At 60.0% G+C, this 23,693-nt stretch carries 21 protein-coding genes; 10 read left to right on the top strand and 11 right to left on the bottom strand.

What is annotated here, in order from left to right; translation table 11 throughout:
- Positions 1-42 precede the first annotated feature (42 nt).
- Entirely contained in the window at positions 43-942 is a 900-nt protein-coding gene (locus ACZ89R_RS17910) for a homocysteine S-methyltransferase family protein (RefSeq protein WP_429545060.1), read from the top strand.
- Positions 943-1,041: 99 nt separating this feature from the next.
- Here the strand turns inward: ACZ89R_RS17910 and ACZ89R_RS17905 are convergent, their stop codons facing one another.
- Genes ACZ89R_RS17905 through ACZ89R_RS17895 form a run of 3 tightly spaced genes read right to left on the bottom strand, consistent with a single transcriptional unit; the run spans position 1,042 to position 2,807 of the window.
- Entirely contained in the window at positions 1,042-1,710 is a 669-nt protein-coding gene (locus ACZ89R_RS17905) for a GNAT family N-acetyltransferase (RefSeq protein WP_429545061.1), read from the bottom strand.
- 17 nt (positions 1,711-1,727) lie between these two features.
- Positions 1,728-2,174, bottom strand: coding sequence for a GNAT family N-acetyltransferase (locus ACZ89R_RS17900; RefSeq protein ID WP_007896516.1), 447 nt, complete (start codon positions 2,172-2,174; stop codon positions 1,728-1,730).
- 9 nt (positions 2,175-2,183) lie between these two features.
- Positions 2,184-2,807: an FMN-binding negative transcriptional regulator gene (locus ACZ89R_RS17895; protein WP_429545062.1), complete on the bottom strand. Its 624-nt coding sequence runs from the start codon at positions 2,805-2,807 to the stop codon at positions 2,184-2,186.
- A gap of 90 nt (positions 2,808-2,897) precedes the next feature.
- Between ACZ89R_RS17895 and pdxR the strand changes: the two genes are divergently transcribed.
- Positions 2,898-4,451 carry a MocR-like pyridoxine biosynthesis transcription factor PdxR gene (gene pdxR / locus ACZ89R_RS17890; RefSeq protein WP_429545063.1) on the top strand — a complete coding sequence of 518 codons (1,554 nt, stop codon included), beginning with the start codon at positions 2,898-2,900 and terminating at the stop codon, positions 4,449-4,451.
- Positions 4,452-4,466: 15 nt separating this feature from the next.
- Here pdxR and ACZ89R_RS17885 read toward each other — a convergent pair whose 3' ends face one another.
- From ACZ89R_RS17885 to aspA, 6 genes are all read right to left on the bottom strand, one after another.
- A complete protein-coding gene (locus tag ACZ89R_RS17885; RefSeq protein WP_429545064.1) occupies positions 4,467-5,567 on the bottom strand; it encodes a polyamine ABC transporter substrate-binding protein in 1,101 nt (366 codons plus the stop codon).
- A gap of 13 nt (positions 5,568-5,580) precedes the next feature.
- A complete protein-coding gene (locus ACZ89R_RS17880) occupies positions 5,581-6,612 on the bottom strand; it encodes a histone deacetylase family protein (RefSeq protein ID WP_429545065.1) in 1,032 nt (343 codons plus the stop codon).
- A gap of 328 nt (positions 6,613-6,940) precedes the next feature.
- Positions 6,941-7,933 (bottom strand): AraC family transcriptional regulator, encoded by a 993-nt coding sequence (locus ACZ89R_RS17875; protein WP_429545066.1) that lies wholly within the window; start codon positions 7,931-7,933, stop codon positions 6,941-6,943.
- A gap of 147 nt (positions 7,934-8,080) precedes the next feature.
- Positions 8,081-9,085, bottom strand: a complete 1,005-nt coding sequence (locus ACZ89R_RS17870) for an asparaginase (protein ID WP_429545067.1) — start codon at positions 9,083-9,085, stop codon at positions 8,081-8,083.
- A 175-nt stretch (positions 9,086-9,260) separates the two neighbouring features.
- The gene (locus tag ACZ89R_RS17865; protein ID WP_192345124.1) at positions 9,261-10,712 is read right to left on the bottom strand and encodes an alanine/glycine:cation symporter family protein; all 1,452 of its coding nucleotides are present in this window, start codon (positions 10,710-10,712) and stop codon (positions 9,261-9,263) included.
- A gap of 485 nt (positions 10,713-11,197) precedes the next feature.
- Positions 11,198-12,622 (bottom strand): aspartate ammonia-lyase, encoded by a 1,425-nt coding sequence (gene aspA / locus ACZ89R_RS17860; protein WP_429545068.1) that lies wholly within the window; start codon positions 12,620-12,622, stop codon positions 11,198-11,200.
- A gap of 180 nt (positions 12,623-12,802) precedes the next feature.
- Between aspA and ACZ89R_RS17855 the strand changes: the two genes are divergently transcribed.
- The 5 genes from ACZ89R_RS17855 (at position 12,803) to ACZ89R_RS17835 (ending at position 16,603) form a co-directional block, all read left to right on the top strand.
- A complete protein-coding gene (locus tag ACZ89R_RS17855; protein ID WP_429545069.1) occupies positions 12,803-13,711 on the top strand; it encodes a LysR substrate-binding domain-containing protein in 909 nt (302 codons plus the stop codon).
- 333 nt (positions 13,712-14,044) lie between these two features.
- Entirely contained in the window at positions 14,045-14,536 is a 492-nt protein-coding gene (gene purE, locus ACZ89R_RS17850) for a 5-(carboxyamino)imidazole ribonucleotide mutase (protein ID WP_003196369.1), read from the top strand.
- 11 nt (positions 14,537-14,547) lie between these two features.
- Entirely contained in the window at positions 14,548-15,630 is a 1,083-nt protein-coding gene (locus tag ACZ89R_RS17845; protein WP_429545070.1) for a 5-(carboxyamino)imidazole ribonucleotide synthase, read from the top strand.
- Positions 15,631-15,730: 100 nt separating this feature from the next.
- Entirely contained in the window at positions 15,731-15,982 is a 252-nt protein-coding gene (locus tag ACZ89R_RS17840; protein WP_192345121.1) for a GlsB/YeaQ/YmgE family stress response membrane protein, read from the top strand.
- An 84-nt stretch (positions 15,983-16,066) separates the two neighbouring features.
- Positions 16,067-16,603: a DUF3299 domain-containing protein gene (locus ACZ89R_RS17835; RefSeq protein WP_429545071.1), complete on the top strand. Its 537-nt coding sequence runs from the start codon at positions 16,067-16,069 to the stop codon at positions 16,601-16,603.
- A gap of 121 nt (positions 16,604-16,724) precedes the next feature.
- Here ACZ89R_RS17835 and ACZ89R_RS17830 read toward each other — a convergent pair whose 3' ends face one another.
- Positions 16,725-17,624 carry a D-hexose-6-phosphate mutarotase gene (locus ACZ89R_RS17830; protein WP_429545072.1) on the bottom strand — a complete coding sequence of 300 codons (900 nt, stop codon included), beginning with the start codon at positions 17,622-17,624 and terminating at the stop codon, positions 16,725-16,727.
- Between the two features lie 102 nt (positions 17,625-17,726).
- Positions 17,727-18,131 carry an acyl-CoA thioesterase gene (locus ACZ89R_RS17825; protein ID WP_007896491.1) on the bottom strand — a complete coding sequence of 135 codons (405 nt, stop codon included), beginning with the start codon at positions 18,129-18,131 and terminating at the stop codon, positions 17,727-17,729.
- A 508-nt stretch (positions 18,132-18,639) separates the two neighbouring features.
- Between ACZ89R_RS17825 and ACZ89R_RS17820 the strand changes: the two genes are divergently transcribed.
- From ACZ89R_RS17820 to ACZ89R_RS17810, 3 genes are all read left to right on the top strand, one after another.
- Positions 18,640-19,938, top strand: coding sequence for an MFS transporter (locus ACZ89R_RS17820; protein ID WP_429545073.1), 1,299 nt, complete (start codon positions 18,640-18,642; stop codon positions 19,936-19,938).
- Between the two features lie 232 nt (positions 19,939-20,170).
- The gene (locus ACZ89R_RS17815; protein WP_192345117.1) at positions 20,171-21,169 is read left to right on the top strand and encodes a phosphate ABC transporter substrate-binding protein PstS; all 999 of its coding nucleotides are present in this window, start codon (positions 20,171-20,173) and stop codon (positions 21,167-21,169) included.
- 481 nt (positions 21,170-21,650) lie between these two features.
- Positions 21,651-23,684, top strand: a complete 2,034-nt coding sequence (locus ACZ89R_RS17810; protein ID WP_192345261.1) for an ABC transporter permease subunit — start codon at positions 21,651-21,653, stop codon at positions 23,682-23,684.
- The last annotated feature ends 9 nt before the right edge of the window (positions 23,685-23,693 follow it).

Below are 23,693 nucleotides of genomic sequence, written 5' to 3'. Positions count from 1 at the left end.
CTGATAGTGAGTTATTTTCATAAGCTTATGAGTGAAAAGCATATGGGCGCAGGCAGCACGGTAATTCTGGATGGCGGCATGGGTCGTGAGCTGCAACGCCGAGGGGCGCCGTTCAGGCAACCCGAGTGGTCGGCGCTGGCTTTGAGCGAAGCACCGCAAGCGGTGGAGGCGGTGCACGCGGCTTATATCGAAAGCGGTGCCAACGTGATTACCAGCAACAGTTACGCGGTGGTGCCGTTCCATATTGGCGAAGAGCGGTTTGCCGCTGAGGGTCAGGCGCTCGCGGCGTTGGCCGGTGAGCTGGCCCGTCGTGCAGTGGATGCGGCGGGCAAACCGGTGCGCGTGGCCGGATCATTGCCGCCATTGTTCGGCTCCTATCGCCCGGACTTGTTCGATGCCGCGCGGGTGACTGAACTGCTGACGCCTCTGGTCAATGGCCTGGCGCCGCATGTCGACTTGTGGCTGGCTGAAACCCAGAGTTCGATTGTCGAGGCACGAGCGATCCATGCCGGTTTGCCAAAGGACGGCAAACCGTTCTGGCTGTCGTTTACCTTGAAGGATGAAGACACCGACGAAGTGCCGCGTTTGCGCTCCGGTGAGCCTGTGGCTGAGGCTGCCGCGGTGGCGGCCGAGTTGGGCGTCCAGACTTTGCTGTTCAACTGCAGCCAGCCAGAAGTGATCGGCGCTGCGATTGATGCGGCACGGGAAACCTTCGAACGCTTGGGGGTGAGGATTCACATTGGCGCGTACGCCAATGCCTTCCCGCCGCAGCCGAAAGAGGCCACGGCCAACGACGGGCTGGACCCGTTGCGCGACGATCTCGACCCGCCGGGGTATCTGCAATGGGCGGCCGATTGGCAGAAGCGTGGGGCCAGCCATTTGGGCGGTTGCTGCGGGATCGGGCCGGAGCATATTGCGGTGTTGGCGCAAAAGTTGGCTTAAAAAGAAAGATCAAAAGATCGCAGCCTTCGGCAGCTCCTACATGGGAACGCATTCCAATGTAGGAGCTGCCGAAGGCTGCGATCTTTTGCTATTGGGACTTTACCGGCACTCCACCAGAGTTTTCATCTGCCCCGACCCCGTCTGGTTTTCATCAGACAGCCATCGCTCGAATCCCGCGCCAATCGCTGGCCATTCCGAATCCAGAATCGAATACCACGCCGTGTCACGGTTCTGCCCCTTGACCACCATGTGCTGGCGGAACACCCCTTCAAAAGTGAACCCCAACCGCTGCGCCGCATACTTGGAACGGGCATTGCCGTTGTTGCATTTCCATTCCAGACGGCGGTAACCCAAGGCAAAGGATTCCCTGGCCAGCAGGTAAACCGCCTCGGTACTTTTCGGGGAACGCTGCATCGCTGCGCCGAAGGTCACATGGCCGATTTCGATGCGACCCTGAGCAGGGACAATCGACATCAGGCTGAGAATACCTTGCACGTCGCCGCTGGCGCGGTCGATCACGGTGAAGAAATACGGGTCGCTGTTGGCCGCATGGTTGTTCAGCCAATCGTTGAAAGCGCTGCGTTCCGGGAAAGGCCCATAAGGCAAATAATCCCAGAGTTTCGGATCCGCGCCCGGGCCTTCGAGGGCTTCCCACAAACCGTTGGCGTGACGGGCCGGGTCAAGTTTTTCCAGGCGGATGAAACGCCCTTCGATCAGTTGAACCGAGGGTGGCGGAACACCTTTCCAGTCCGCGAGTGAAGTCGACATGCTGCTCTCCTTGAACCTTAAAGGCCTTTGCGAAACTGGATGAAACCGGGGCGTTCGGCGATGCGCTCGTAGAGCTGGATCGCGGTGGCGTTGGTTTCGTGGGTCAGCCAATGAACCTTGCAGCACCCATCCGCCTTGGCCGTGGTATAGACGAATTCGATCAGTTGCCGACCGACACCGGTGCCGCGGGTTTCTGGCGTCACCAGCAAGTCTTGCAGGTAGCAGGAGTTTTCGATGCTCCAGTTCGAGCGGTGGTAGATGAAATGCACCATGCCCACCGCTTTGCCATCGGCCCAGGCCAGCGCCCCGTGAGTCGGTTCGCTCGGGTCGAGCAGGCGCTGCCAGGTGCTTTGGGTCACCGCCTCAGGCAGTTCGGTGTTGTAGAAGCGCAGGTAGGCTTGCCACAGCGGCAGCCAGGCAGCGTGATCGTCGGCGGTGACCTGGCGGATGTCGATCTGACTCATATTGATTCCTTAACGCATCAAGTGGGCGAGGGCCTGGTCGTGCACATCAGGGCTGGCGGTCAGCCCCTCGCGCACACCGGCGATGTCTGCGGCACTACGGTTCTGGCTGAGCTTGCGTTTGCCCTCCAGCCGCTGGATCGGCAAGGCAAAACCGACGATGGCCTTGAGCATGCCGTCGATATAGTCGGCGGGGGCATCGGCAACCTTCCACGGCTGGGCGCGACCGGTTTCATGGCGCTCGGTCAATGCGCTGACCAGATCGCGCAGGCGATCGGCGTCGGTGAAAACTTCGGCCATGCCATAGGTGTGCACGGCGACATAGTTCCAGGTCGGCACGACTTTCCCGTGCTCGGCTTTGCTCGGGTAAAACCCCGGGCTGACGTAAGCATCCGCACCAGCAAAAATCACCAGCGCCTCGGCGCCGTTCTGCAATTCCCGCCATTGTGGATTGGCACGGGCGAGGTGCCCGTAGAGAGTGCCATTCGGGCCGTGGTCGACATTTAGCAGCAGCGGCAAATGACTGGCTTGCAGGCCCTGTTCACCGTGGGTGACCAAAACGCCAAGACGGGCGCCGAGGATGTGCTGATGCAGCTCATTCAAATCATTGATGGCGAAATTGCTGGGCGTATACATGGAAATATTCCTTGGCGAATGCCTGCATCCTAGGCAGGCTATTGGTCTGTTGTAAGAGCCATTAATGACCAATTTCATAGGTCCATTACCATGTCGAACACGCCGCTTCCCTCGTCGTTCAATCCGGCGGGTATCGAACTCGACCGCCGCCAGGGCCTGAGTCGTCAGCTCTATCAAGCGCTGCGGGTGCGAGTGCTCGACGGACGACTGGCCAGCGGCACACGACTGCCCGCCAGTCGCGATCTGGCGGCGGCGTTATCGATTTCCCGTAACAGCGTGGTCCGTGCCTACGATCAGCTTTACGCTGAGGGCTTCATCGAGGGGCGTGTTGGCGACGGGACTTATGTCGCGCAATTGCCTCAAGCCGCGATGTCGGTGAAGAAATTATCCACAAAAGTATCCACAGGGTTTTCAACAGGGTTACCCACAGCCTTATCCACAAATTGGCTGGATTTACCTGTGGTTTCATCCAGTAAAGTTATCCACAGCGGTGCTTTGGGCCGGGTTGAAAAGAACCATTTGACCTTGCCTCCCAGTGGTCCACCTCGGGCATTTCGTGTCGGCGTTCCAGCCTTCGATCTGTTTCCTTTCGAGGTCTGGGCCAAGCTGAATGCGGCTTTCTGGCGTAAGCCGGATTTAGAGCAACTGTGTTACGGCGACCCAGCGGGTGATACGCGATTACGTGGGTTAATTGCTGCGTATTTGCGCAGTTCGCGGGGCATGCAGTGCTCGGCTGAGCAAATAGTGATCACCAGTGGCGCACAACAGGGGATTAGCCTTTGTGCACAGTTGCTGGTCGAGCCTGGCGATGGGGTAGGCATTGAAAATCCGGGGTATCGAGCGGCGGGTCATGCGTTCGCTGTAGCCGGCGCGCGATTGCACGGAATAGCGGTGGACAGTGAGGGCATCGACTGCACTGAATTGGCGGCGCTCAGCGATTGTCGTCTGGCTTATGTCACTCCTTCGCATCAATACCCGACCGGGGTGGTCATGAGTCTGGCGCGACGTCTTGAATTGTTGGCCTGGGCCGAACGCACCCAAGGGTGGATCGTCGAGGACGACTACGATGGCGAATACCGTTACAGCGGCGCACCACTGGCGCCGTTGGCTGCACTGGATCGACAGGGGCGGGTGCTGTATGTCGGAACCTTCGGCAAGGTCGCATTCCCGGCATTAAGACTGGGTTATCTGGTGTTGCCGCCCGGATTGGTTGAGGCGTTCTCCCAGCGTCGTGCGGTGGACGTACGGCATTCCGAGGTGAGCACCCAAGCAGTAATGGCTGAGTTTATGGCGGCCGGGCATTTCCAGCGGCATATCCGGCGTATGCGCCGTGCTGCGTTGAGTCGGCGTAACGTGTTGCTCAATGGCTGGCCTGTGGATATCCCGGGCGTCGGTAAGCTGCCCAGTGTGGCGGCCGGTTTGCACGTGACGGTACGTGTCGACAGCGTGACTCGTGAGCGCGAATTGATTGAACAAGCCACCAGCGTCGGGGTGGAGATCAATGGTTTGAGCAGTTACTGGCTGCCAGACACGACGCTTCCCGAGGACCAGCGAGCGGGGCTGGTCCTGGGGTTCGCCGCAGTGCCGGAGACGGCTATCGAAGCGGCACTGGCGAAGCTCAAAAAGATCTGGCGCCCGGTGTGAGTCGCGCTGCCCGGATCAGGTGCCGGACTTGATCTTGGTCCAGGCCCGGGTCCGCGCCCGCTCGGCATCACGCGGCAGCGGTTGCAGGGTGTAGAGCGTACTCATCGCCGCTTCGGTCGGGTACAGGTTCGGGTTGTTGCGGATCGCCGGGTCGACCATTTCCGTGGCGTCTTTGTTCGGGTTCGGGTAGCCGACGAAGTCGCTGACCGGTGCAATGACCTGAGGTTGCAGCAGGTAGTTGATGAAGGTGTAGGCATCTTCCGGGTTCTTCGCGCCTTTGGGGATCGCCAGCATGTCGAACCAGATCGGTGCGCCTTCTTTGGGCAGGCGCATGTCGACGATCACACCATTCTTGGCTTCCTTGGCGCGGTTGGCGGCCTGGGAGAAGCTGCCGGAGTAACCGACCGCCACGCAAATGTCACCGTTGGCAATGTCGGCCATGTACTTGGACGAATGGAAGTAGGTTATGTAGGGACGAATCTTCATCAGCAGCGCTTCAGCCTTGGCGTAGTCCGCCGGCTTCTTGCTGTTGGGGTCCAGGCCCAGGTGTTGCAGGGCCAGCGGCAGGATTTCTGACGGTGAGTCGAGCAGGGCCACTCCGCACTGCTTGAGCTTGCTGATGTTCTCTTCCTTGAAGATCAGGTCCCAGGTGTCCACCGGTGCGTTGTCGCCCAAAGCTGCCTTGATCTTGTCCGGGTTGAAGCCGATCAGAATGGTCCCGTACATGTAGGGCACGGCGAATTTATTGCCCGGGTCGTTGGCTTCGATCAGCTTCATCAGCTTGGGGTCGAGGTGGTTCCAGTTTGGCAGTTTGCTGCGGTCCAGCGGCTGGAACACCCCGGCCTCGATCTGCTTGGCGAGGAACACATTGGACGGCACCACCACGTCGTAACCGGAGTTGCCGGTCAGCAGCTTGGCCTCCAGCGCTTCGTTGGTATCGAAGATGTCGTAGACCAGTTTGGTCTGGGTGTTCTGGGTCTTGAAATCTTCCAGCGCTTTGGGAGTGATGTAGTCGAACCAGTTGTACACCCGTAACGTGCGCTCTTCGGCGTGAACGGCACCACTGAATACGGTGGCGTATAGCACTGGAACGATAAAACGCTTGAGTCGGTTCATTTGTTCTGATTCCTCATTGGGCGCTTTCAAAACCTTCGAGAACGTTCACGGCATTGATGCCGATTTCTTCCACCGCGTAACCACCTTCCATCACGAATAGCGTCGGCTTGCCGAGGCCAGCGATGCGCGCGCCCATCGCCAGGTAATCCGGGCTGTCGAGTTTGAACTGGGAGATCGGGTCGTCCTTGAACGTATCGACGCCCAGGGACACGACGATGATGTCGGCGCCATACTTTTCAATCTCTTTGCAGGCTTGTTCCAGTGCCGCGCTCCAACGGTCCCAGCCTGACCCGGCGGGAAGAGGGTAGTTGAAGTTGAACCCTTCGCCCGGGCCTTCACCGTGCTCGTCTTCGTAGCCGAGGAAGAACGGAAACTCGGCTTCCGGATGGCCGTGGATCGAGGTGAACAGCACGTCGCTGCGCTCGTAGAAAATCGATTGGGTGCCGTTGCCATGGTGGTAATCGACGTCGAGGATCGCGACCTTTTTGTGGCCTTGATCGAGGAATGCCTGAGCGGCGATGGCGGCGTTGTTGAGGTAGCAATAACCGCCCATCAAATCGCTGGCGGCATGGTGTCCCGGTGGACGGCACAAGGCGAAGGCACTGCGGGCACCGCGCTGGATTTGCGCTTGGGCCGTGAGCGCAACTTGCGCCGCGCTATACGCCGCTTGCCAGGTACCGGCGGTAATCGGTGCACCGCCGTCGAAGCTGTAATAGCCGAGCTGGCCGTGCAGGCTGGTGGGCATGATCCGGCGCAGGGTGCGGGCTGGCCAGGTGTAGGGCAGCAAGTCGCCGTCGGTATTGAACTCGGTCCAGCGTGCCCAGGCCCCTTTGAAGAAGTCGAGGTAGTCGCGGCTGTGGATGCGCTCGATCGGCCCGAGACCGAAATCCTGGGGTGCCTCGACCGGGCCCAGATGGCGGGACTGTACGCGTGCCAACACATGGTCGGCCCGCGAGGGCATTTCGAAGCAGGGCATCAATTGCCCGTCCATCAATTCGCAACGGCCGTGATGCAAGTGGTGATCGTCCGAGTAGATCGTCAGCATTCTTGTTCTCCGCAGGCTGATTCGGTTGCACACAGTCTTGCGGCGGGCGGCGTTTGGGAAAACGGCAGGAAAGGCCAAAAGGGGATCGATATGGCCAAAAGATTTGACCGAAATTCGCCCCTTAATGGCACACCGGCGCCCACGAATGACGCATTCGACCCCTCTAGGAGCTAGGCTTGCCGCGAAGCTTTTGGCGTACTTGAAGACGCCATCGCGAGCAGGCTCGCTCCCACAGTAGTTTTGCGCCGCACACAAATACGGGGTTCTCTGAAGATCCAATGTGGGAGCGAGCCTGCTCGCGATGGCGGCATTCAGGACGCCGCTATCCTCAAGGCCGGAACTGACTCGGCGCAACGCCACTCCAGCGCACAAACGCATGGCGGAAACTTGCGGTCTCGCTGAACCCCAACGCCTCGGCAATCCGATAGATCGGCAATTGATCTTCGCAAAGCAGTCGCTTGGCCTGCTCGAAGCGCAATTCATCGAGCAGTTCCTGATAGCTACAGCCCAAGTCCTTCAGATGTCGCCGCAGGGTGCGCGCCGAGCAGTTCAACTGTTTGGCCAGCCCATCCAGGCCCGGCGCCGCGCTCAGTTGCGCAGCGAGTAGTTGGCGGATACGCCCGAGCCAGGCCTGGCGCCCGGTGAATTCGGTGTTTTGCTTGCGACAGCGCTCGGCCATGGCCTGGTGCGTGATGGCGTCGGCCAGAGGCAGAGGTTGTTCGAGCCAGCGTTTGTCGAAAGCAAAGGCATTGGACACAGCATCGAACTGCAAGGGGCAGTCGAATCGCTCGGCGTAGCGCGCCTGATAATCCGGCGCCGGGTATTCGAAGCGGGCACCGAGCAGGGGCAGAGAGTGGCCGAGCAAGTCTTCGCAGGTGACTTTCATCGAGACCAGGCAAAACTCGACATTGAACGGCGCCAGCGCCGGATTTTCCCGATAGTCGTCGGCGCTGAGCCAGATGCGCTCGCCATCCTCCTCCAGGCTCAACTCGAACAGTGTTCCCAATAGCGCCGGATAGTGCAGCGCCAACCGCAAGGCGTCACCTAAAGTGGCGCTGGTGAGTAAGGCGTACCCGAGCATGCCGTAGGACGAAACATGCATTCGCCGGCCCAGTTCCAGGCCGATATCGCGGCGTAACGCGACGGCGTTGGCGCAAACCAGCATCTCTTGGTTGGTGGTGATGCGCGTGTCCGCCCGGCTCAGATCCGCCGCGCTGATACCGCTGCCGGCCAGCAATGCTTCACTGGACAGGCCTTCGGCCTTGAAGGTGTTGAGCACCAGGGAGACGGCATTGAGGGTGGTGAGGTGAGAGTGGAGCATGGGTGCTTCCAGCGTTGGGCGTGCCGGAAGGGGAGCAAGTTATATGCCTGATGGCCCCTGTAGGAGCGAGGCTTGCCCGCGAAGCTTTTGGCGCACGTGAGGACGCCTTCGCGGGCAAGCCTCGCTCCTACAGGGTTTTGTGTTGTGTCAGCTCAGTTCACCGCACAGATCGAGTTCAACCAGCCGTCGAACTTCAGCGGATTCAAGCCCTGCACCCAGCAGCCCATGCAGCTTGCCAAACGCCGCCTCGCGAGTCATGCCGCCACCGGACAACACACCGGCGTCACGCAAGCGGCTGCCCGCCTCGTACACGTCGAGCTGCACACCACCTTCATGGCATTGCGTAACCGCGACCACCACCACACCTTTGTCCCGCGCCCGTTCCAGGCTGGTGAGAAACGCGGGGTTGTCGCTTGGCCCGGTACCGCTGCCATAACATTCCAGCACCAGACCCTGAATACCGCTGTGGAGCAGGCCATCCAGTTGCTCGGCACCGATGCCCGGGAACAGCGGCAGCACCGCGACCTTCGCCAGCTGTTTAGGCTGGTTGTAGTTCAGCTGCGTCGGCACGGAAGTCGCTTTCACGCCGCCGCCCTGACGCTCCAGCCGTTTGAACGGATGACGGCCGAAACTGCGAACCTTGGCGCAGCGGGTCGGGTCGAGCAGTTCACCATGGAAGTACAGATGAACACCCGGTGCCAGGCCTTGGCCAAGGGCAACCAGCGCGCCGCTGAGGTTTTCCCAGGCATCGCTGTCGGTCACGCCGGCGGGCAACATGGAGCCGGTGAACACAACGCGGGCATGCAAGCCGAGCAACTGAAAGCTCATGGACGCGGCGCTGTAGGCCAGGGTGTCGGTGCCATGCAGGATCAACACGCTGTCGCAGCCCTGGACATCAACGGCGTCGACCACCGCTTCACGCAGTTGCTGCCAGTAGGCGGGCGTCATGTTGGCGCTGTCGATCAGCGGCGCCATCTCGCGAAAGCGCCACTGCGGTACCACCAGTTCGGGTTGGCTGTGCAGATACTCGCGCATCCGCGCTTCGAAACCGGACGCTGGCGCCAGGCCATGAGCACTGGCTTGCATGCCGATGGTGCCGCCGGTGTAGAGCACCATGACGTGCTGGGCGGCAGGAAAAGTCGAGGCATTCATGGAGGTTCTCCGAAAACTGTGGGAGCGGGCTTGCTCGCGAAGGCTGCGATGCAGTCTTGCAGGCTTGAACCCTGAGCGGCAGCCTCATCAAGCTGCCACAACATACGACCGAGCATGACGCCGGTCGCAAGCTGTGTCACGCCGGGCGCAGGGGATGCGCCCGGTTTTTTACCGATCAGCGTTGCGCTGCGGTCACGCCTTGCGGCTCGGCTGCGGCCGTAGGAGCGGCGGCTGGCGGATTGGCCGGCCAGGCTTTCAGGTCCAGGTCCAGATCCGGGAACTTGCTCGAATCGAACACCGGGGTCTTGATGCCGGCGGCGCGCTGGTCATCGTAGTCACGCAGGATGCGCATGCCGACCTTGAACAGCAGGAACAGCGCGATCAGGTTCACGAACGCCAGCAGGGTCATGGTGATGTCGGCGAACGCGAACACCGTGCTGAGGTTTTCGATGGCACCCCAGAAGATCAGTACCAGTACCAGCGCGCGATAGGCCATCAGTGCCTTGCGGTTTTCGCCGATCATGAAGCGCAGGTTGTTCTCGCCCAGATAGTAGTTGTAGAGGATCGAGGTGAACACGAACAATGCCAGGGCCACGGAGATGAACATCCGGCCCCAGTCACCGACCACGGCAGCCAGGGAGTTCTGGGTCAGGGCAATGCCGTCGCCTTCGAAACCCGGGGTGTAGAAGCCCGACAGCAGAATCAGCAACGCGGTGCAGGTGCAGATCACGAAGGTGTCGAGGAACACGCTGAACGCTTGAACCACGCCTTGCGAGACCGGGTGCTCGACCGAGGCCACTGCGGCCACGTTCGGCGCACTGCCCAGGCCCGCTTCGTTGGCGAATACGCCGCGCTTCACGCCCATGACGATGGCGCTGCCGATCAGGCCGCCGAACGCCTGGTCCAGACCGAAGGCGCTTTTGACGATGGTCATCAACATGCCCGGAACATGGTCGAACTGCAGCACGATCACGTAGATGGTCACGCCGATGTACACCAGGGTTTTCACCGGTACCAGCAGGTCAGCGACCTTGGCGATCCGCTTGATGCCGCCGATGAACACCAGACCCAGCAATACCGCCAGGCCCAGCCCGGTATACGTGGTGTCGAGGCCGAAGGCATTGTTCAGCGAGTGGGTGACGGCGTGGGCTTGCAGGCCGTTGAAGGCAAAGCCGAAGGTGATCAGCAGCAGGAACGCCATGATCATGCCCAACCAGCGTTTCTGCAGGCCGTGCTGAATGTAAAAGGACGGGCCGCCACGGAACTGGCCTTCGGAGTCGCAGCGCTTGTAGAGCTGGCCGAGGGAGCACTCGAAGAAGCTGCTGGACATGCCGACCAGCGCGGTCACCCACATCCAGAACACTGCACCGGGCCCACCAAGGGTCACGGCGATGCCGACACCTGCGATGTTGCCCGCACCGACACGGCCGGCCAGGCTGAGCATCAGGGCCTGGAAGGAACTGAGCTGGCCAGCGCTGCTTTTGAGGCTGTCGCGGAACACCGCGAACATGTGGAAGAAATGGCGGAACTGAACGAAACGCGAGCGGATCGTGAAGTAGCTACCGAGCCCGACAATGAGCACGATCAGTACTTTCCCTGAGAGGAAGTCGTTGATGACTTCGAGCATGGATTATTCCTCGCTATTTTTTGTGTGTGCAGATAATGGTGGACCGACACATCGCGTTACACCGGCTTGCGCGTGGCACAACAAGTGGATCGAGGTTCGTTCCGGTTCCATATCGCGGGTTTTATTAGTTCGGGTTTCGCATGGGTTTGGGCCTCGTTACCGACGACCGCTCACGCGAAGAGGGCCGGCACTATACATAGGAGAGTGCCTTCCGTCTGCACGGTTGTGGTGCAAGCGATGAAACGAGAGCGCTGCAAAGTCAAAAAATCGCAGCCTTCGGTAGCCTCTACAGGGGGGGCTCAAACCCGGTAGGAGCTGCCGAAGGCTGCGATCTTGGCGGAACTGAAAGCATTCAGCATATTCGAAAATCCGCAAAAGGGTTAAAAAAAAGGGCTTGAGGGAATAAATCCCCAAGCCCTCAAAAGGTGAGAGGTGTCTAGTCCCTCGACCTGGTGAGCGTGCTCTTCAAAAGAGCCGGCGTTTGGTCAAGCCTTCAGAGGCACCAGACGCGGAGCAATCATGTTTTCCGGGCGCAGGATGTCGGCGAGCATTTCTTCGTCGAGCAAGCCTTCTTCGCGCACCAGTTCCAGCACGCCGCGGCCGCTTTCAAGCGCGATACGGGCAATGCGGGTGGCATTTTCATAGCCGATGTACGGGTTCAGTGCTGTAACCAGGCCGATCGAGTGTTCGACCAGTTCACGGCAGCGCTCTTCGTTGGCGGTGATGCCGACGATGCAGTGCTCGCGCAGCATGTCCATGGCGCGCTGCAGCAGGCGGATCGAGTCGAAGATCTTGAAAGCGATCAGCGGCTCCATCACGTTCAGTTGCAGCTGGCCGCCTTCGGCCGCGATGGTCAGGGCCAGGTCGTTGCCGATGATCTGGAACGCCACCTGGTTCACGGCTTCCGGGATTACCGGGTTGACCTTGCCTGGCATGATCGAGCTGCCTGGCTGACGCGCTGGCAGGTTGATTTCGTTGATGCCGGTGCGTGGGCCGCTGGACAGCAGACGCAGGTCGTTGCAGATCTTCGACAGCTTGACCGCGGTGCGCTTGAGCATGCCGGAGAACAGCACGAAGGCGCCCATGTCGGAGGTGGCTTCGATCAGGTCGGCGGCTGGCACCAGTGGGTGACCGCTGATGGTCGCCAGGCGTTGCACGGCCAGGTGCTGGTAGCGCGGGTCGGCGTTGATGCCGGTGCCGATCGCGGTGCCGCCCAGGTTCACTTCGGTCAGCAGCTCTGGCGCCAGAGTCTTCAGGCGTGCCAGGTCTTCGCCCAATGTGGTGGCGAAGGCGCGGAATTCCTGGCCCAGGGTCATCGGCACGGCGTCTTGCAGCTGGGTACGACCCATCTTCAGAACGTGGCTGAATTCTTCACTTTTGGCGGCGAACGACTGGATCAGGCTGTCGAGGCTGGCCAGCAGCGCATCGTGACCCAGCAGCAGGCCCAGACGGATCGCGGTCGGGTAGGCGTCGTTGGTCGACTGCGCCATGTTGACGTCGTTGTTCGGGTGCAGGTACTGGTATTCGCCCTTGCTGTGGCCCATGGCCTCCAGCGCGATGTTGGCGATGACTTCGTTGGCATTCATGTTGGTCGAAGTGCCAGCGCCGCCTTGAATCATGTCCACCACGAACTCTTCGTGGAAATCGCCGCGGATCAATCGGGCACAGGCTTCGCTGATAGCAGCGTGCTTGGCTTCGCTCAGGTGACCCAACTCGCGGTTGGCGTCAGCGGCGGCCTGCTTGACCATTGCCAGACCGACAACCAGTTTCGGGTAATGCGAAATCGGAACGCCAGAGAGGCGGAAGTTGTTCACCGCTCGCAGGGTCTGGATGCCGTAATACGCTTGAGCAGGTACTTCGAGTACGCCAAGCAGGTCTTTTTCTGTGCGGAAAGATGCAGCGGAGGACATGATAGAAATCATCTCGATATGGACCCGGTCTGTGCCGGAACACTGCAAATGCTAGGCTTGTGAAGAATTTTGGGCCAATGCTGTTAAACACTAGCCTATGCACATTCGGCATAATGCCCGTGTGACGCCGCGTGTGCGGCGAGCGTGCGACCTAAATTGGTGCGTGTCCGGGAGGGCGTGATGAATCTGGAAAGTAAATGGCTCGAGGACTTTAGTGCTCTGGCCGCCACCCGCAGCTTCTCCCAGGCAGCTGAACGACGCTTCGTGACTCAGCCGGCATTCAGCCGACGGATCCGCAGCCTCGAAGCCGCGCTGGGGCTGACCCTGGTGAATCGCTCCCGCACGCCGGTCGAGCTGACGGCGGCGGGGCAGCTGTTTCTCGTTACTGCGCGAACCGTGGTCGAACAGCTGGGTGAAGTGCTGCGCCACCTTCATCACCTGGAAGGCGGGCAGGGCGAGGTGATGCAGGTTGCTGCCGCTCACTCTCTGGCACTGGGTTTCTTCCCGCGCTGGATCGCGCAGTTGCGCAACGAAGGGTTGAACATCGCCACGCGACTGGTGGCCACTAACGTTGGCGATGCGGTGCATGCATTGCGCGAAGGCGGCTGCGATTTGATGCTGGCGTTTTACGACCCGGATGCGGCCATGCAAATGGACCCGGAGATTTTCCCGTCGCTGCACTTGGGGGACACCGAAATGCTCCCGGTCTGCGCCGCCGATGCCGATGGCAAACCGTTATTCGACCTGGAAGGCGAAACCAGCGTGCCGCTGTTGGCCTATAGCGCCGGTGCGTTTCTTGGACGTTCGGTGAACATGCTGTTGCGCCAGCGGGCGCTGCGATTCACCACTATTTACGAAACCGCCATGGCCGACAGCCTGAAAAGCATGGCGCTGGAAGGCCTTGGCATCGCCTGGGTACCGCGACTGAGCGTGCGCGCTGAACTGGCTCGCGGTGAGTTAGTCGTCTGCGGTGGCCCGCAATGGCATGTGCCACTGGAGATCCGTCTGTACCGCTGCGCATTGGTGCGCAAGGCCAACGTGCGGTTGCTCTGGCGCAAGCTTGAAGGTGGCGCGGCGCAGAGTTCTTGAACATGTCGACTAACCTTGTGGGAGCGAGCCTGCTCGCGATAGCGGACTAATATTCAACACAAGTGTCGACCGGGCCGGCGCCATCGCGAGCAGGCTCGCTCCCACAAGTGGATTTGTGCTGCGTTTCAGCTGACCTCCGAGTCAATAAAACCGGCACTTTGCGCCGTATGACAGATGGTCGTATCGGGGGCTGTTTATCTGCTTCATTGAGGTATACTGCGCGGCCTTCGGCCGGTTCGTCCGGCCATTTTTCGTACAATCAAGCCACGCATTTCTGCGTGGCTTGTTGTTTTTTGACGCGCCTGCGGGCGCCCAGAGAGAAGAGGCACGACGATGAGTGCACTGGTTGGCGTGATCATGGGCTCCAAGTCCGATTGGTCCACCCTTAGCCACACCGCCGATATGCTGGAAAAGCTCGGCATCCCTTATGAGGTGAAAGTGGTCTCTGCCCACCGCACCCCGGACCTGCTGTTCCAGTACGCCGAAGAGGCTGAGGCCCGTGGTATCGAGGTGATCATCGCCGGTGCCGGTGGCGCGGCCCACCTGCCAGGCATGTGTGCGGCCAAGACCCACCTGCCGGTGCTGGGCGTACCTGTACAGTCGTCGATGCTCTCGGGCGTCGATTCGCTGCTGTCTATCGTGCAAATGCCTGCAGGCATTCCGGTCGCCACCCTGGCCATCGGCAAAGCCGGCGCGATCAACGCAGCGCTGCTCTCGGCGAGCATCCTGGGCGCCAAGCATCCGCAATTTCATACCGTGTTGAAGAAATTCCGCGCTGAGCAGACAGACAGCGTCCTGGACAATCCAGACCCACGCATCGCCTGAGGTTGTTGACGATGAAAATCGGTGTAATCGGTGGCGGCCAGTTGGGTCGCATGTTGGCGCTGGCGGGCACTCCGCTGGGCATGAATTTCGCTTTCCTCGACCCGGCGCCGGATGCTTGCGCAGCCGCGTTGGGCGAACACCTGCGGGCCGATTACGGCGATCAGGATCACCTGCGTCAACTGGCCGATGAAGTCGACCTGGTGACCTTCGAGTTCGAAAACGTCCCGGCTGAAACCGTGGCGTTCCTCTCGCAATTCGTGCCGGTCTACCCGAGCGCCGAAGCCCTGCGCATCGCTCGCGACCGCTGGTTCGAAAAGAGCATGTTCAAGGACCTGGGGATTCCGACGCCCGCGTTCGCCGACATCCAGTCGCAAGCCGACCTGGACGCCGCCGTGGCTTCGATCGGTCTGCCGGCCGTGCTGAAAACCCGCACCCTGGGTTACGACGGCAAGGGCCAGAAAGTCCTGCGCAAGCCTGAAGACGTGGTCGGCACTTTCGCTGAGCTGGGCAGCGTTGCCTGCCTGCTGGAAGGCTTCGTGCCGTTCACTGGCGAAGTCTCGCTGATTGCCGTGCGTGCTCGCGATGGCGAAACCAGGTTCTATCCACTGGTTCACAACACCCACGACAGCGGCATTCTCAAGCTGTCCGTGGCCAGCACCGATCACCCGCTGCAAGCGTTGGCTGAAGATTACTCCAGCCGGGTGCTCAAGCAGCTGGAGTACGTCGGCGTGATGGCGTTCGAGTTTTTCGAAGTCGACGGCGGCCTCAAGGCCAACGAAATCGCCCCGCGCGTACACAACTCCGGGCACTGGACCACCGAAGGCGCCGAGTGCAGCCAGTTCGAAAACCACCTGCGGGCCGTTGCCGGTCTGCCGCTGGGTTCGACGGCCAAGGTCGGCGAGAGCGCGATGCTCAACTTCATCGGTGTCGTGCCGCCAGTAGAAAAAGTGATCGCGATCGACGACTGTCATTTGCATCACTACGGCAAGGCTTTCAAGGTCGGCCGCAAGGTCGGTCATGCCAGTCTGCGCTGTGCAGACCGTGAGACGCTGGCTGCGCAGATCCTCAAGGTCGAAGCGCTGATCGCCGAATAGTTTCATGTGGCAACGGCGGAACCTTCAGGGGCCGCCGTTCTCTGATGGCAGGATGCCAAAGTCTGTCTAGGCTATAGCCAATTAATCAGAGGGATATGCCATGGGAATTATCGGAACCATCTTTATTGGCTTGATCGTCGGCCTGCTGGCTCGGTTTTTGAAACCGGGCGATGACAGCATGGGCTGGATCATGACCATCCTGCTCGGTATCGGCGGTTCGCTGGCGGCCACTTATGGCGGCCAGGCCCTGGGCATTTACCGCGCTGGCGAAGGCGCAGGTTTCATCGGTGCGCTGGTGGGCGCGGTGGTATTGCTGGTGATCTACGGCCTGATCAAAAAAAGAACTGATTGAAGTGACAAGGCCCTCTCTGCGCCATCGCCGGAGAGGGCTAGAATGCTTGGCGTTCAACCGTCCTTTCTTTTGCCGAGCACTTTCATGCGCCGTCTTCTGTTGACTCTTTTCTTCCTGGGCAGTGGTTTGGCCCATGCCGGCGAACTGCCGGAAACCGACTGGCTTGAACTGATGCCCAAGTCGGACCAGAAGGCCCTCGAGGCCATGCCCGAAATCGATCACAACTCACCGGAAGCCAACGGCACCTTTACCCAAAAGGGTGGCATGAAGCAGAGCAAGGGCTTGCCAGCGGTGATGTACTCGACCAAAACCGTGCCGTCGATGAACGACAAGCACATCCGCATTGGCGGTTATCCGGTACCGCTGGAATCCGACGCCAAGGGCCACAGCACACTGTTCTTCCTCGTACCGTATCCGGGCGCCTGCATCCACGTGCCGCCGCCACCACCTAATCAATTGGTGTTGGTGCGTTATCCAAAAGGCTTGAAGCTGAATGACATCTACACGCCGCTGTGGGTGACCGGCACGCTGAAGATCGAGACGGTCAACAACGACTTGGCGGATGCGGCGTATGCGCTGGACGCGGCGCAGGTGCGGGTGGTGCAGGAGTCTGATCTCTAGCAGCCACCGAATAACTGTGGGAGCCAGCCTGCTGGCGATAGCGGTCCGTCAGATACTTTCAAGTTGACTGACACGACGCCATCGCCAGCAGGCTGGCTCCCACATTTCATTGCGGTATGGCTTAGAGCGGTTTTGCGCCGACACTGACGCCCAAGGTATGACTTGCCCCCGGTGCCAGCGTCACCACATCCCCCATCACATTCGCCGTTTCAATGCACAGCATGCGCTGCCAGCCATCATCGGCCATGTCGTTGAACGCTGCCGCGCGGTCGATCCAGGGGTTCCAGATCACTGCCGAACGCGAACCGCTGCTGGTCAGCTCGATGCGTCGCTCCCAGTGCGGGTCTACGATGCTCAGCTTCGGTGGGGTATTGAGATAGATGCGGTCGGTCTCGCCGGTAAAATGCAGATCACCGGTCTGGGTGACGGTTTTCCAGTCGTCCAGGGTTTCGATATAGCTCAAGCCATCCAGCCCTTCGACATGTACGTTGCGCACATCGCTGACCGCGAAATAGCTATGCAGTGCCTGGCTGATGGTGACGTGTTCAGCGCCCTTGTTCTCGCTCGTCAGGCTGATGTGCAACTGCTCATCCAGACGAATGCTCAGCTTCAAGTCCACTTGATGCGGCCAGCCTGGCAGGCCGCCTTCGGGGTAGGGCAGATTGAATTCCACCTTCAGGCTTTCGCCCTCGGTTTCGATGCCGAGCAACTCCCAGTCCATCGCCCGCACCAGACCATGGGCCGGCGGCGGTTCATTGCCGACGCGCATGGCCTGGACACTCTGCGGGTTGCGCGACAGGTTGCCGAACCACGGCCAGCACACCGGCACGCCGGCGCGGATGCTTTTGCCAGCCTTGAACACCGCCTCGTCGTTGAGCCAGATCAGCGGCGGCTCGCCAGCCAGTTGATAACTGAGGATGTGCGCGCCTTGCTGGGCCACCAGCAATTCGGCCTGACCGTGGCGGATACGCCAGCAGTTCAGTTCATCCAGTTTCACGGCTTCAACGTTGGGCGTGCTCATGGGGCAACTCTCGATCAGGAACAGGACTGCAATGGACCGCAAAACGGTCGCCGGGTTTAACGCCCACTTTTTTTACGGGCTCCGGTTTTTACGAGCTCCGGTTTAACGGGCTCTAGGCGGAACCGAGCGAGTCCGGCCGCTGCCGTCGATGGCGACGAACACGAAGACGGCTTCGGTCACTTTACGCCATTCGCTGGACAGTGGATCGTCGCTCCAGACTTCGACCATCATCTGAATCGAGCTGCGACCGATTTCCAGGGCCTGGGTATAAAAGGACAGCTGCGCGCCCACCGCTACCGGCACCAGGAACGCCATGCGATCGATCGCCACGGTGGCTACGCGACCACCCGCCACCTTGCTGGCCATTGCAGTGCCAGCCAAATCCATCTGCGCCACCAGCCAGCCGCCGAAAATATCGCCAAAGCCATTGGTTTCGCGCGGAAGCGCGGTGATTTGCAGGGCCAGGTCGCCTTGCGGGATTGGATCTTCTTGTTCGAGCTCTATCATGCCGGGGGTGCCTCTGACCCGTGACTCTTCATGTATGTAGCGGGTGAATAGCCGTCTTACGGCTCCGCGCGCAAAGTGCCTGCGCTCGGTCATGCTGCGTTAAAAACAGGCTCGGACGCTCATTTACAGCAGCAAACTCCGCGTCCTCGCCTGTTTTTGCCTTGCCTGACCTTCGCTCGGCGACTTTGCGCACTGGAGCCTTGGAAAAACGATTCAGCCCCGAACATACTACGTTCGTCACGTTTTTCGTAAGGCGCCTAAAGGGAAACTCTGCGAAATCGGCTGACAGGTGCCAACGACGGTTTCGCACAGCAACCCCTTACAAGCCGTTGCAATATTGGGAGTATATCGATCGGTAGACTCCGAGACGACCGTCCGGTTCTCATTTCGACCGTCAAATACGCGCCTCTATGTGCTTTTTCGAACAATTTGCTATCGTGCCGAACCTGCCCAAGCCTCCGCCAGCGTTGTTGAGGTTGCAGATCCGACTATAAGAGAAACCCTTGCCATGACCACAGCGCCCTCGAGCATCGCGCAGCCCAGCCAATCCGCACGCCCGTTGACCCGCAACGACTATAAGACGTTATCGCTGTCTGCCTTGGGCGGCGCGCTGGAGTTTTACGACTTCATCATCTTTGTGTTCTTTGCCACGGTGGTCGGCAAACTGTTCTTTCCCCCCGACATGCCCGAGTGGCTGCGCCTGATGCAGACGTTCGGCATCTTCGCCGCCGGCTACCTGGCACGGCCATTGGGGGGCATCGTCATGGCGCACTTCGGTGATCTGCTGGGGCGCAAGAAGATGTTCACCTTGAGCATTTTCATGATGGCAGTCCCGACCCTGATCATGGGCTTGCTGCCGACTTACGCGCAGATAGGTATGTGGGCGCCGATCCTGTTGCTGTTGATGCGCGTAATTCAGGGCGCGGCGATTGGCGGTGAAGTGCCGGGAGCCTGGGTATTCGTTTCCGAACACGTGCCGCAGCGTCACATTGGCTATGCCTGCGGCACGCTGACCAGCGGCCTGACTGCCGGTATTCTTTTGGGCTCGTTGGTCGCTACCGCAATCAACAGCATTTACACGCCGGTGGAAGTGTCGGATTACGCCTGGCGAATCCCGTTCCTGCTGGGCGGCGTGTTTGGCCTGTTCTCGGTCTACCTGCGTCGCTGGCTCCACGAAACCCCAGTGTTTGCCGAACTGCAATTACGCAAAGCGCTGGCCGAAGAAGTGCCGCTGCGCGCCGTGTTGCGCGACCATCGCGGTGCGATTCTGATTTCCATGCTGCTGACCTGGCTGCTGTCCGCCGCCATCGTGGTGTTGATCCTGATGACCCCGACCGTATTGCAGACGGTCTATCACTTCGCGCCAACCACCGCCCTGCAGTCCAATAGCGTGGCGATAGTGCTGCTGAGCATTGGCTGCATCATTGCCGGCGCCCTGGCAGATCGCTTCGGCGCGGGACGAGTATTCGTGTTCGGCTGCGCCGCGTTGCTGGCCAGCTCCTGGACCTTCTACCACAGCCTGGCTGAGCATCCCGACTGGCTGTTCCCGATGTACGCCATAACAGGCTTGCTGGTGGGCACCATCGGTGCGGTCCCCTATGTCATGGTCAAGGCATTCCCGCCCGTGGTGCGCTTCAGTGGCCTGTCGTTTTCCTACAACGTCGCCTACGCCATTTTCGGTGGCCTGACGCCGATGATCGTCAGCCTGCTGCTCAAGGAAAGCCCGATGGGGCCTGCGTATTACGTAGCGGTTCTGTGTGGCGTCGGGATTCTGGTGGGGGCCTATCTCTGGAAGAAGGGTCGCTGAGCCGACCGACGTCTTCGCGGGCAAGCCTCGCTCCTACAGGTCATGCGCCAATTTTGAAATGACACTAATCCTGTAGGAGCGCGGCTTGCCCGCGAAGAACGATAACGCGGTCTGCCTGCGAAAAAAGCAAATGCTGGCCTTTCATCCAATTGTCATATTTCAGCCATAGAGTGTTCACACGGCCTGCTGATACTTGGCCCGACTTAACACACCTATCTGCTAGGAGTAAGGCATGAAACTGAAGCGTTTGATGGCGGCAATGACTTTTGTCGCTGCTGGCGTTGCGACTGCCAACGCGGTTGCCGCTGTTGACCCTGCTATCCCGAGCTACACCAAGACCACTGGTGTGTCGGGCAACCTGTCCAGCGTCGGCTCCGATACCCTGGCCAACCTCATGACCCTGTGGGCTGAGAACTACAAAAAAGAATACCCGAACGTAAACATCCAGATTCAGGCTGCCGGTTCTTCTACCGCGCCACCTGCGTTGACTGAAGGCACCGCTAACCTGGGCCCGATGAGCCGCAAGATGAAGGACAACGAGCTGCAAGCTTTTGAAACCAAGTACGGCTACAAGCCAACCGCTATCCCGGTTGCTGTGGATGCCTTGGCGGTGTTCGTACACAAAGACAACCCGATCCAGCACCTGACCATGGAACAGGTCGATGCGATCTTCTCCTCGACACGTCTGTGTGGCGCTAAAACCGATGTGAAAACCTGGGGTGATCTGGGTGTGACCGGCGACCTGGCCAACAAGCCAGTGCAACTGTTCGGTCGTAACTCGGTATCCGGCACATATGGCTACTTCAAAGAAGAAGCCCTGTGCAAAGGCGACTACAAGCCAAACGTCAACGAACAACCAGGCTCGGCTTCGGTCGTGCAGTCGATCAGCTCCTCGCTGAACGGCGTGGGTTACTCGGGCATCGGCTACAAGACCGCCAGCGTGAAGACCGTGGCCCTGGCCAAGAAAGGCAGCACCGAGTTTGTTGAAGACACTGAAGAAAACGCCCTGAACGGCAAGTATCCGCTGTCGCGTTTCCTCTACGTTTACGTCAACAAGGCTCCGAACAAGCCTCTGGCCCCGCTGGAAGCTGAGTTCGTGAAGCTGATTCTGTCCAAACAGGGTCAGGAAGTGGTTGTGAAAGACGGCTACATCCCGCTGCCAGCCAAGGTTGCTGCAAAAGCACTGGCTGACCTGGGTCTGCAAGAAGGCGGTAACGTCGCAAAAAAGTAAAACCCTAGGTCCGGGCTAAACCCGGACCTGTGTAGGAGCTGTCGAGGGAACCGAGGCTGCGATCTTTTGATCTGGCTTTCCAACTGCAAGATCAAAAGATCGCAGCCTCGGTTCCCTCGACAGCTCCTACACACCCCCAATTTTCGATCCACTGCCAGTTACCGCTGGCGGCGGATTTGTTGCGTCACTGCATTGTCATCTTTCTGTCATACAGGATCGCTAGGGTGTGCGCATGAATGATCTGGCCAACTCCACCATGACTACAAATCCCCCCAAGCGAATTGACTTCAATACGCCTGAGCTGCAACGCAAGCGCCGTATTCGTGCGCTGAAAGATCGCCTGACCCGCTGGTACGTCCTCGTCGGCGGCCTCGCCGTTCTTGCCGCGATCACCCTGATCTTTTTCTTCCTCGGTTACGTCGTCGCGCCGCTGTTCCAGGGGGCCGACCTGACCGCCAAAGACGCCATCACGCCCGCCTGGATGCAAGACGCCGGCAAGCCGCTGATGATCTCCATTGAAGAGCAGAACCAGGTCGCCATGCGGGTTTCCGACAAGGGCCAGGCATTGTTCTTTGATATCGACACCGGCGCCGAACTGCGCCGCGTCGACCTGCCGATCCCGGCCGGTACCAGCGTGACCTCCATCGGTGAAGATCAACCTGGCCAGCCATTAGTGGCCGTGGGCTTGTCCAACGGCCAGGTCCTGGTGTTCCGTCACACCTATAAAGTCAGCTACCCGGAAGGCAAGAAAACCATCTCGCCGGCCATTGAATATCCATACGGCGAAACGCCAATCATGCTGAACGAGGCGGGCGGCGCTCTGGAGCACGTCAGCCTCAACGCTACCGATTCGACCCTGCTGCTGGCCGGCTCCACGGCCGCGCAACTGCATGTCCTGTCGCTGACCAGCGAAGAAAACATGATGACCGGCGAAGTCACCAACGAGCAGACGCGCGTTGAGCTGCCGCAAATGACCGAGCCGGTGAAGAACATCTTCATCGACCCGCGTCAGCAGTGGTTGTACGTGGTCAATGGCCGCGCTCAGGCCGACGTTTTCAGTCTGCGCGACAAGAGCCTTAACGGGCGCTACAAATTGCTTGAAGACGGCAATACCGAAGTCACCGCTATTACCCAATTGCTGGGTGGCATCTCGCTGATCGTCGGTGACTCCAAAGGTGGTCTGGCCCAATGGTTCATGGCTCGCGACCCGGATGGCGAGCAGCGTCTGAAGCAGATTCGTACTTTCCAGATGGGCGCTGCGCCGATCGTTGAAATCACCGCTGAAGAACGTCGTAAAGGCTTCGTTGCCCTCGATGCGTCCGGCAAACTGGGCGTGTTCCACAGCACCGCTCACCGCACTTTGCTGGTGGATCAGGTGGTCGACGGCCAAGGCCTTTTCGGCATGTCGCCACGGGCCAACCGCGTGATCGTGGAGCAGGGCGGCAAGCTGCAACCGTTGCTGCTCGACAACCCGCACCCGGAAGTCTCGTGGAGCGCGTTGTGGAGCAAGGTCTGGTACGAGAACTACGACGAGCCTAAATACGTCTGGCAATCGACCGCGGCCAACACCGACTTCGAGCCCAAGCTGAGCCTCTCGCCGCTGACCTTCGGTACCCTGAAAGCTGCGTTCTACGCGATGCTGTTGGCCGCGCCACTGGCCGTTGCCGCGGCGATCTACACCGCGTACTTCATGGCCCCGGGCATGCGTCGCAAGGTCAAACCGGTGATCGAGCTGATGGAAGCGATGCCGACGGTGATCCTCGGCTTCTTCGCCGGCCTGTTCCTGGCGCCGTATGTCGAAGGACATTTGCCCGGCATCTTCAGCTTGCTGATGCTGCTGCCGATCGGCATTCTGGTGGCGGGTTTCGTCTTCAGTCGCCTGCCTGAGTCTATCCGCCTGAAAGTGCCGGACGGCTGGGAAAGCGCGATCCTGATCCCGGTGATTCTGTTTGTGGGCTGGTTGTCGCTGTACATGAGCCCATACATGGAAACCTGGTTCTTCGGCGGCGACATGCGCATGTGGATCTCCCACGACCTGGGCATCACCTACGACCAGCGCAACGCGTTGGTGGTCGGCCTGGCCATGGGCTTCGCAGTGATTCCGAACATCTACTCCATCGCCGAAGACGCCGTGTTCAGCGTGCCTCGGGGCCTGACCCTGGGCTCCCTGGCCCTCGGTGCCACGCCGTGGCAGACCATGACCCGCGTGGTGATCCTCACCGCCAGCCCGGGCATTTTCTCGGCGCTGATGATCGGCATGGGCCGCGCGGTGGGTGAAACCATGATCGTGCTGATGGCCACCGGTAACACCCCGGTCATGGAAATGAACCTGTTCGAAGGCCTGCGCACCCTGGCGGCCAACGTTGCGGTGGAAATGCCTGAGTCGGAAGTCGGCGGCAGCCACTACCGCGTGCTGTTCCTCTCGGCGCTGGTGCTGCTGTTGTTCACCTTCATCATGAACACCCTCGCGGAACTGATTCGTCAGCGTCTGCGCAAGAAATACTCGTCGCTTTAAGAAAGGTAG

The sequence above is a fragment of the Pseudomonas sp. TE3728 genome (genome assembly GCF_056279145.1).
This window is presented reverse-complemented; position numbering and strand designations above follow the sequence as displayed.

What these genes read in the sequence shown, in the direction of transcription:
- ACZ89R_RS17910 (WP_429545060.1), top strand. Translation starts at nt 43, where the DNA reads ATGGGCGCAGGCAGCACGGTAATTCTGGATGGCGGCATGGGTCGTGAG.
- ACZ89R_RS17905 (WP_429545061.1), bottom strand. Translation starts at nt 1,710, where the DNA reads ATGTCGACTTCACTCGCGGACTGGAAAGGTGTTCCGCCACCCTCGGTT.
- ACZ89R_RS17900 (WP_007896516.1), bottom strand. Translation starts at nt 2,174, where the DNA reads ATGAGTCAGATCGACATCCGCCAGGTCACCGCCGACGATCACGCTGCC.
- ACZ89R_RS17895 (WP_429545062.1), bottom strand. Translation starts at nt 2,807, where the DNA reads ATGTATACGCCCAGCAATTTCGCCATCAATGATTTGAATGAGCTGCAT.
- pdxR (WP_429545063.1), top strand. Translation starts at nt 2,898, where the DNA reads ATGTCGAACACGCCGCTTCCCTCGTCGTTCAATCCGGCGGGTATCGAA.
- ACZ89R_RS17885 (WP_429545064.1), bottom strand. Translation starts at nt 5,567, where the DNA reads ATGAACCGACTCAAGCGTTTTATCGTTCCAGTGCTATACGCCACCGTA.
- ACZ89R_RS17880 (WP_429545065.1), bottom strand. Translation starts at nt 6,612, where the DNA reads ATGCTGACGATCTACTCGGACGATCACCACTTGCATCACGGCCGTTGC.
- ACZ89R_RS17875 (WP_429545066.1), bottom strand. Translation starts at nt 7,933, where the DNA reads ATGCTCCACTCTCACCTCACCACCCTCAATGCCGTCTCCCTGGTGCTC.
- ACZ89R_RS17870 (WP_429545067.1), bottom strand. Translation starts at nt 9,085, where the DNA reads ATGAATGCCTCGACTTTTCCTGCCGCCCAGCACGTCATGGTGCTCTAC.
- ACZ89R_RS17865 (WP_192345124.1), bottom strand. Translation starts at nt 10,712, where the DNA reads ATGCTCGAAGTCATCAACGACTTCCTCTCAGGGAAAGTACTGATCGTG.
- aspA (WP_429545068.1), bottom strand. Translation starts at nt 12,622, where the DNA reads ATGTCCTCCGCTGCATCTTTCCGCACAGAAAAAGACCTGCTTGGCGTA.
- ACZ89R_RS17855 (WP_429545069.1), top strand. Translation starts at nt 12,803, where the DNA reads ATGAATCTGGAAAGTAAATGGCTCGAGGACTTTAGTGCTCTGGCCGCC.
- purE (WP_003196369.1), top strand. Translation starts at nt 14,045, where the DNA reads ATGAGTGCACTGGTTGGCGTGATCATGGGCTCCAAGTCCGATTGGTCC.
- ACZ89R_RS17845 (WP_429545070.1), top strand. Translation starts at nt 14,548, where the DNA reads ATGAAAATCGGTGTAATCGGTGGCGGCCAGTTGGGTCGCATGTTGGCG.
- ACZ89R_RS17840 (WP_192345121.1), top strand. Translation starts at nt 15,731, where the DNA reads ATGGGAATTATCGGAACCATCTTTATTGGCTTGATCGTCGGCCTGCTG.
- ACZ89R_RS17835 (WP_429545071.1), top strand. Translation starts at nt 16,067, where the DNA reads ATGCGCCGTCTTCTGTTGACTCTTTTCTTCCTGGGCAGTGGTTTGGCC.
- ACZ89R_RS17830 (WP_429545072.1), bottom strand. Translation starts at nt 17,624, where the DNA reads ATGAGCACGCCCAACGTTGAAGCCGTGAAACTGGATGAACTGAACTGC.
- ACZ89R_RS17825 (WP_007896491.1), bottom strand. Translation starts at nt 18,131, where the DNA reads ATGATAGAGCTCGAACAAGAAGATCCAATCCCGCAAGGCGACCTGGCC.
- ACZ89R_RS17820 (WP_429545073.1), top strand. Translation starts at nt 18,640, where the DNA reads ATGACCACAGCGCCCTCGAGCATCGCGCAGCCCAGCCAATCCGCACGC.
- ACZ89R_RS17815 (WP_192345117.1), top strand. Translation starts at nt 20,171, where the DNA reads ATGAAACTGAAGCGTTTGATGGCGGCAATGACTTTTGTCGCTGCTGGC.
- ACZ89R_RS17810 (WP_192345261.1), top strand. Translation starts at nt 21,651, where the DNA reads ATGCAAGACGCCGGCAAGCCGCTGATGATCTCCATTGAAGAGCAGAAC.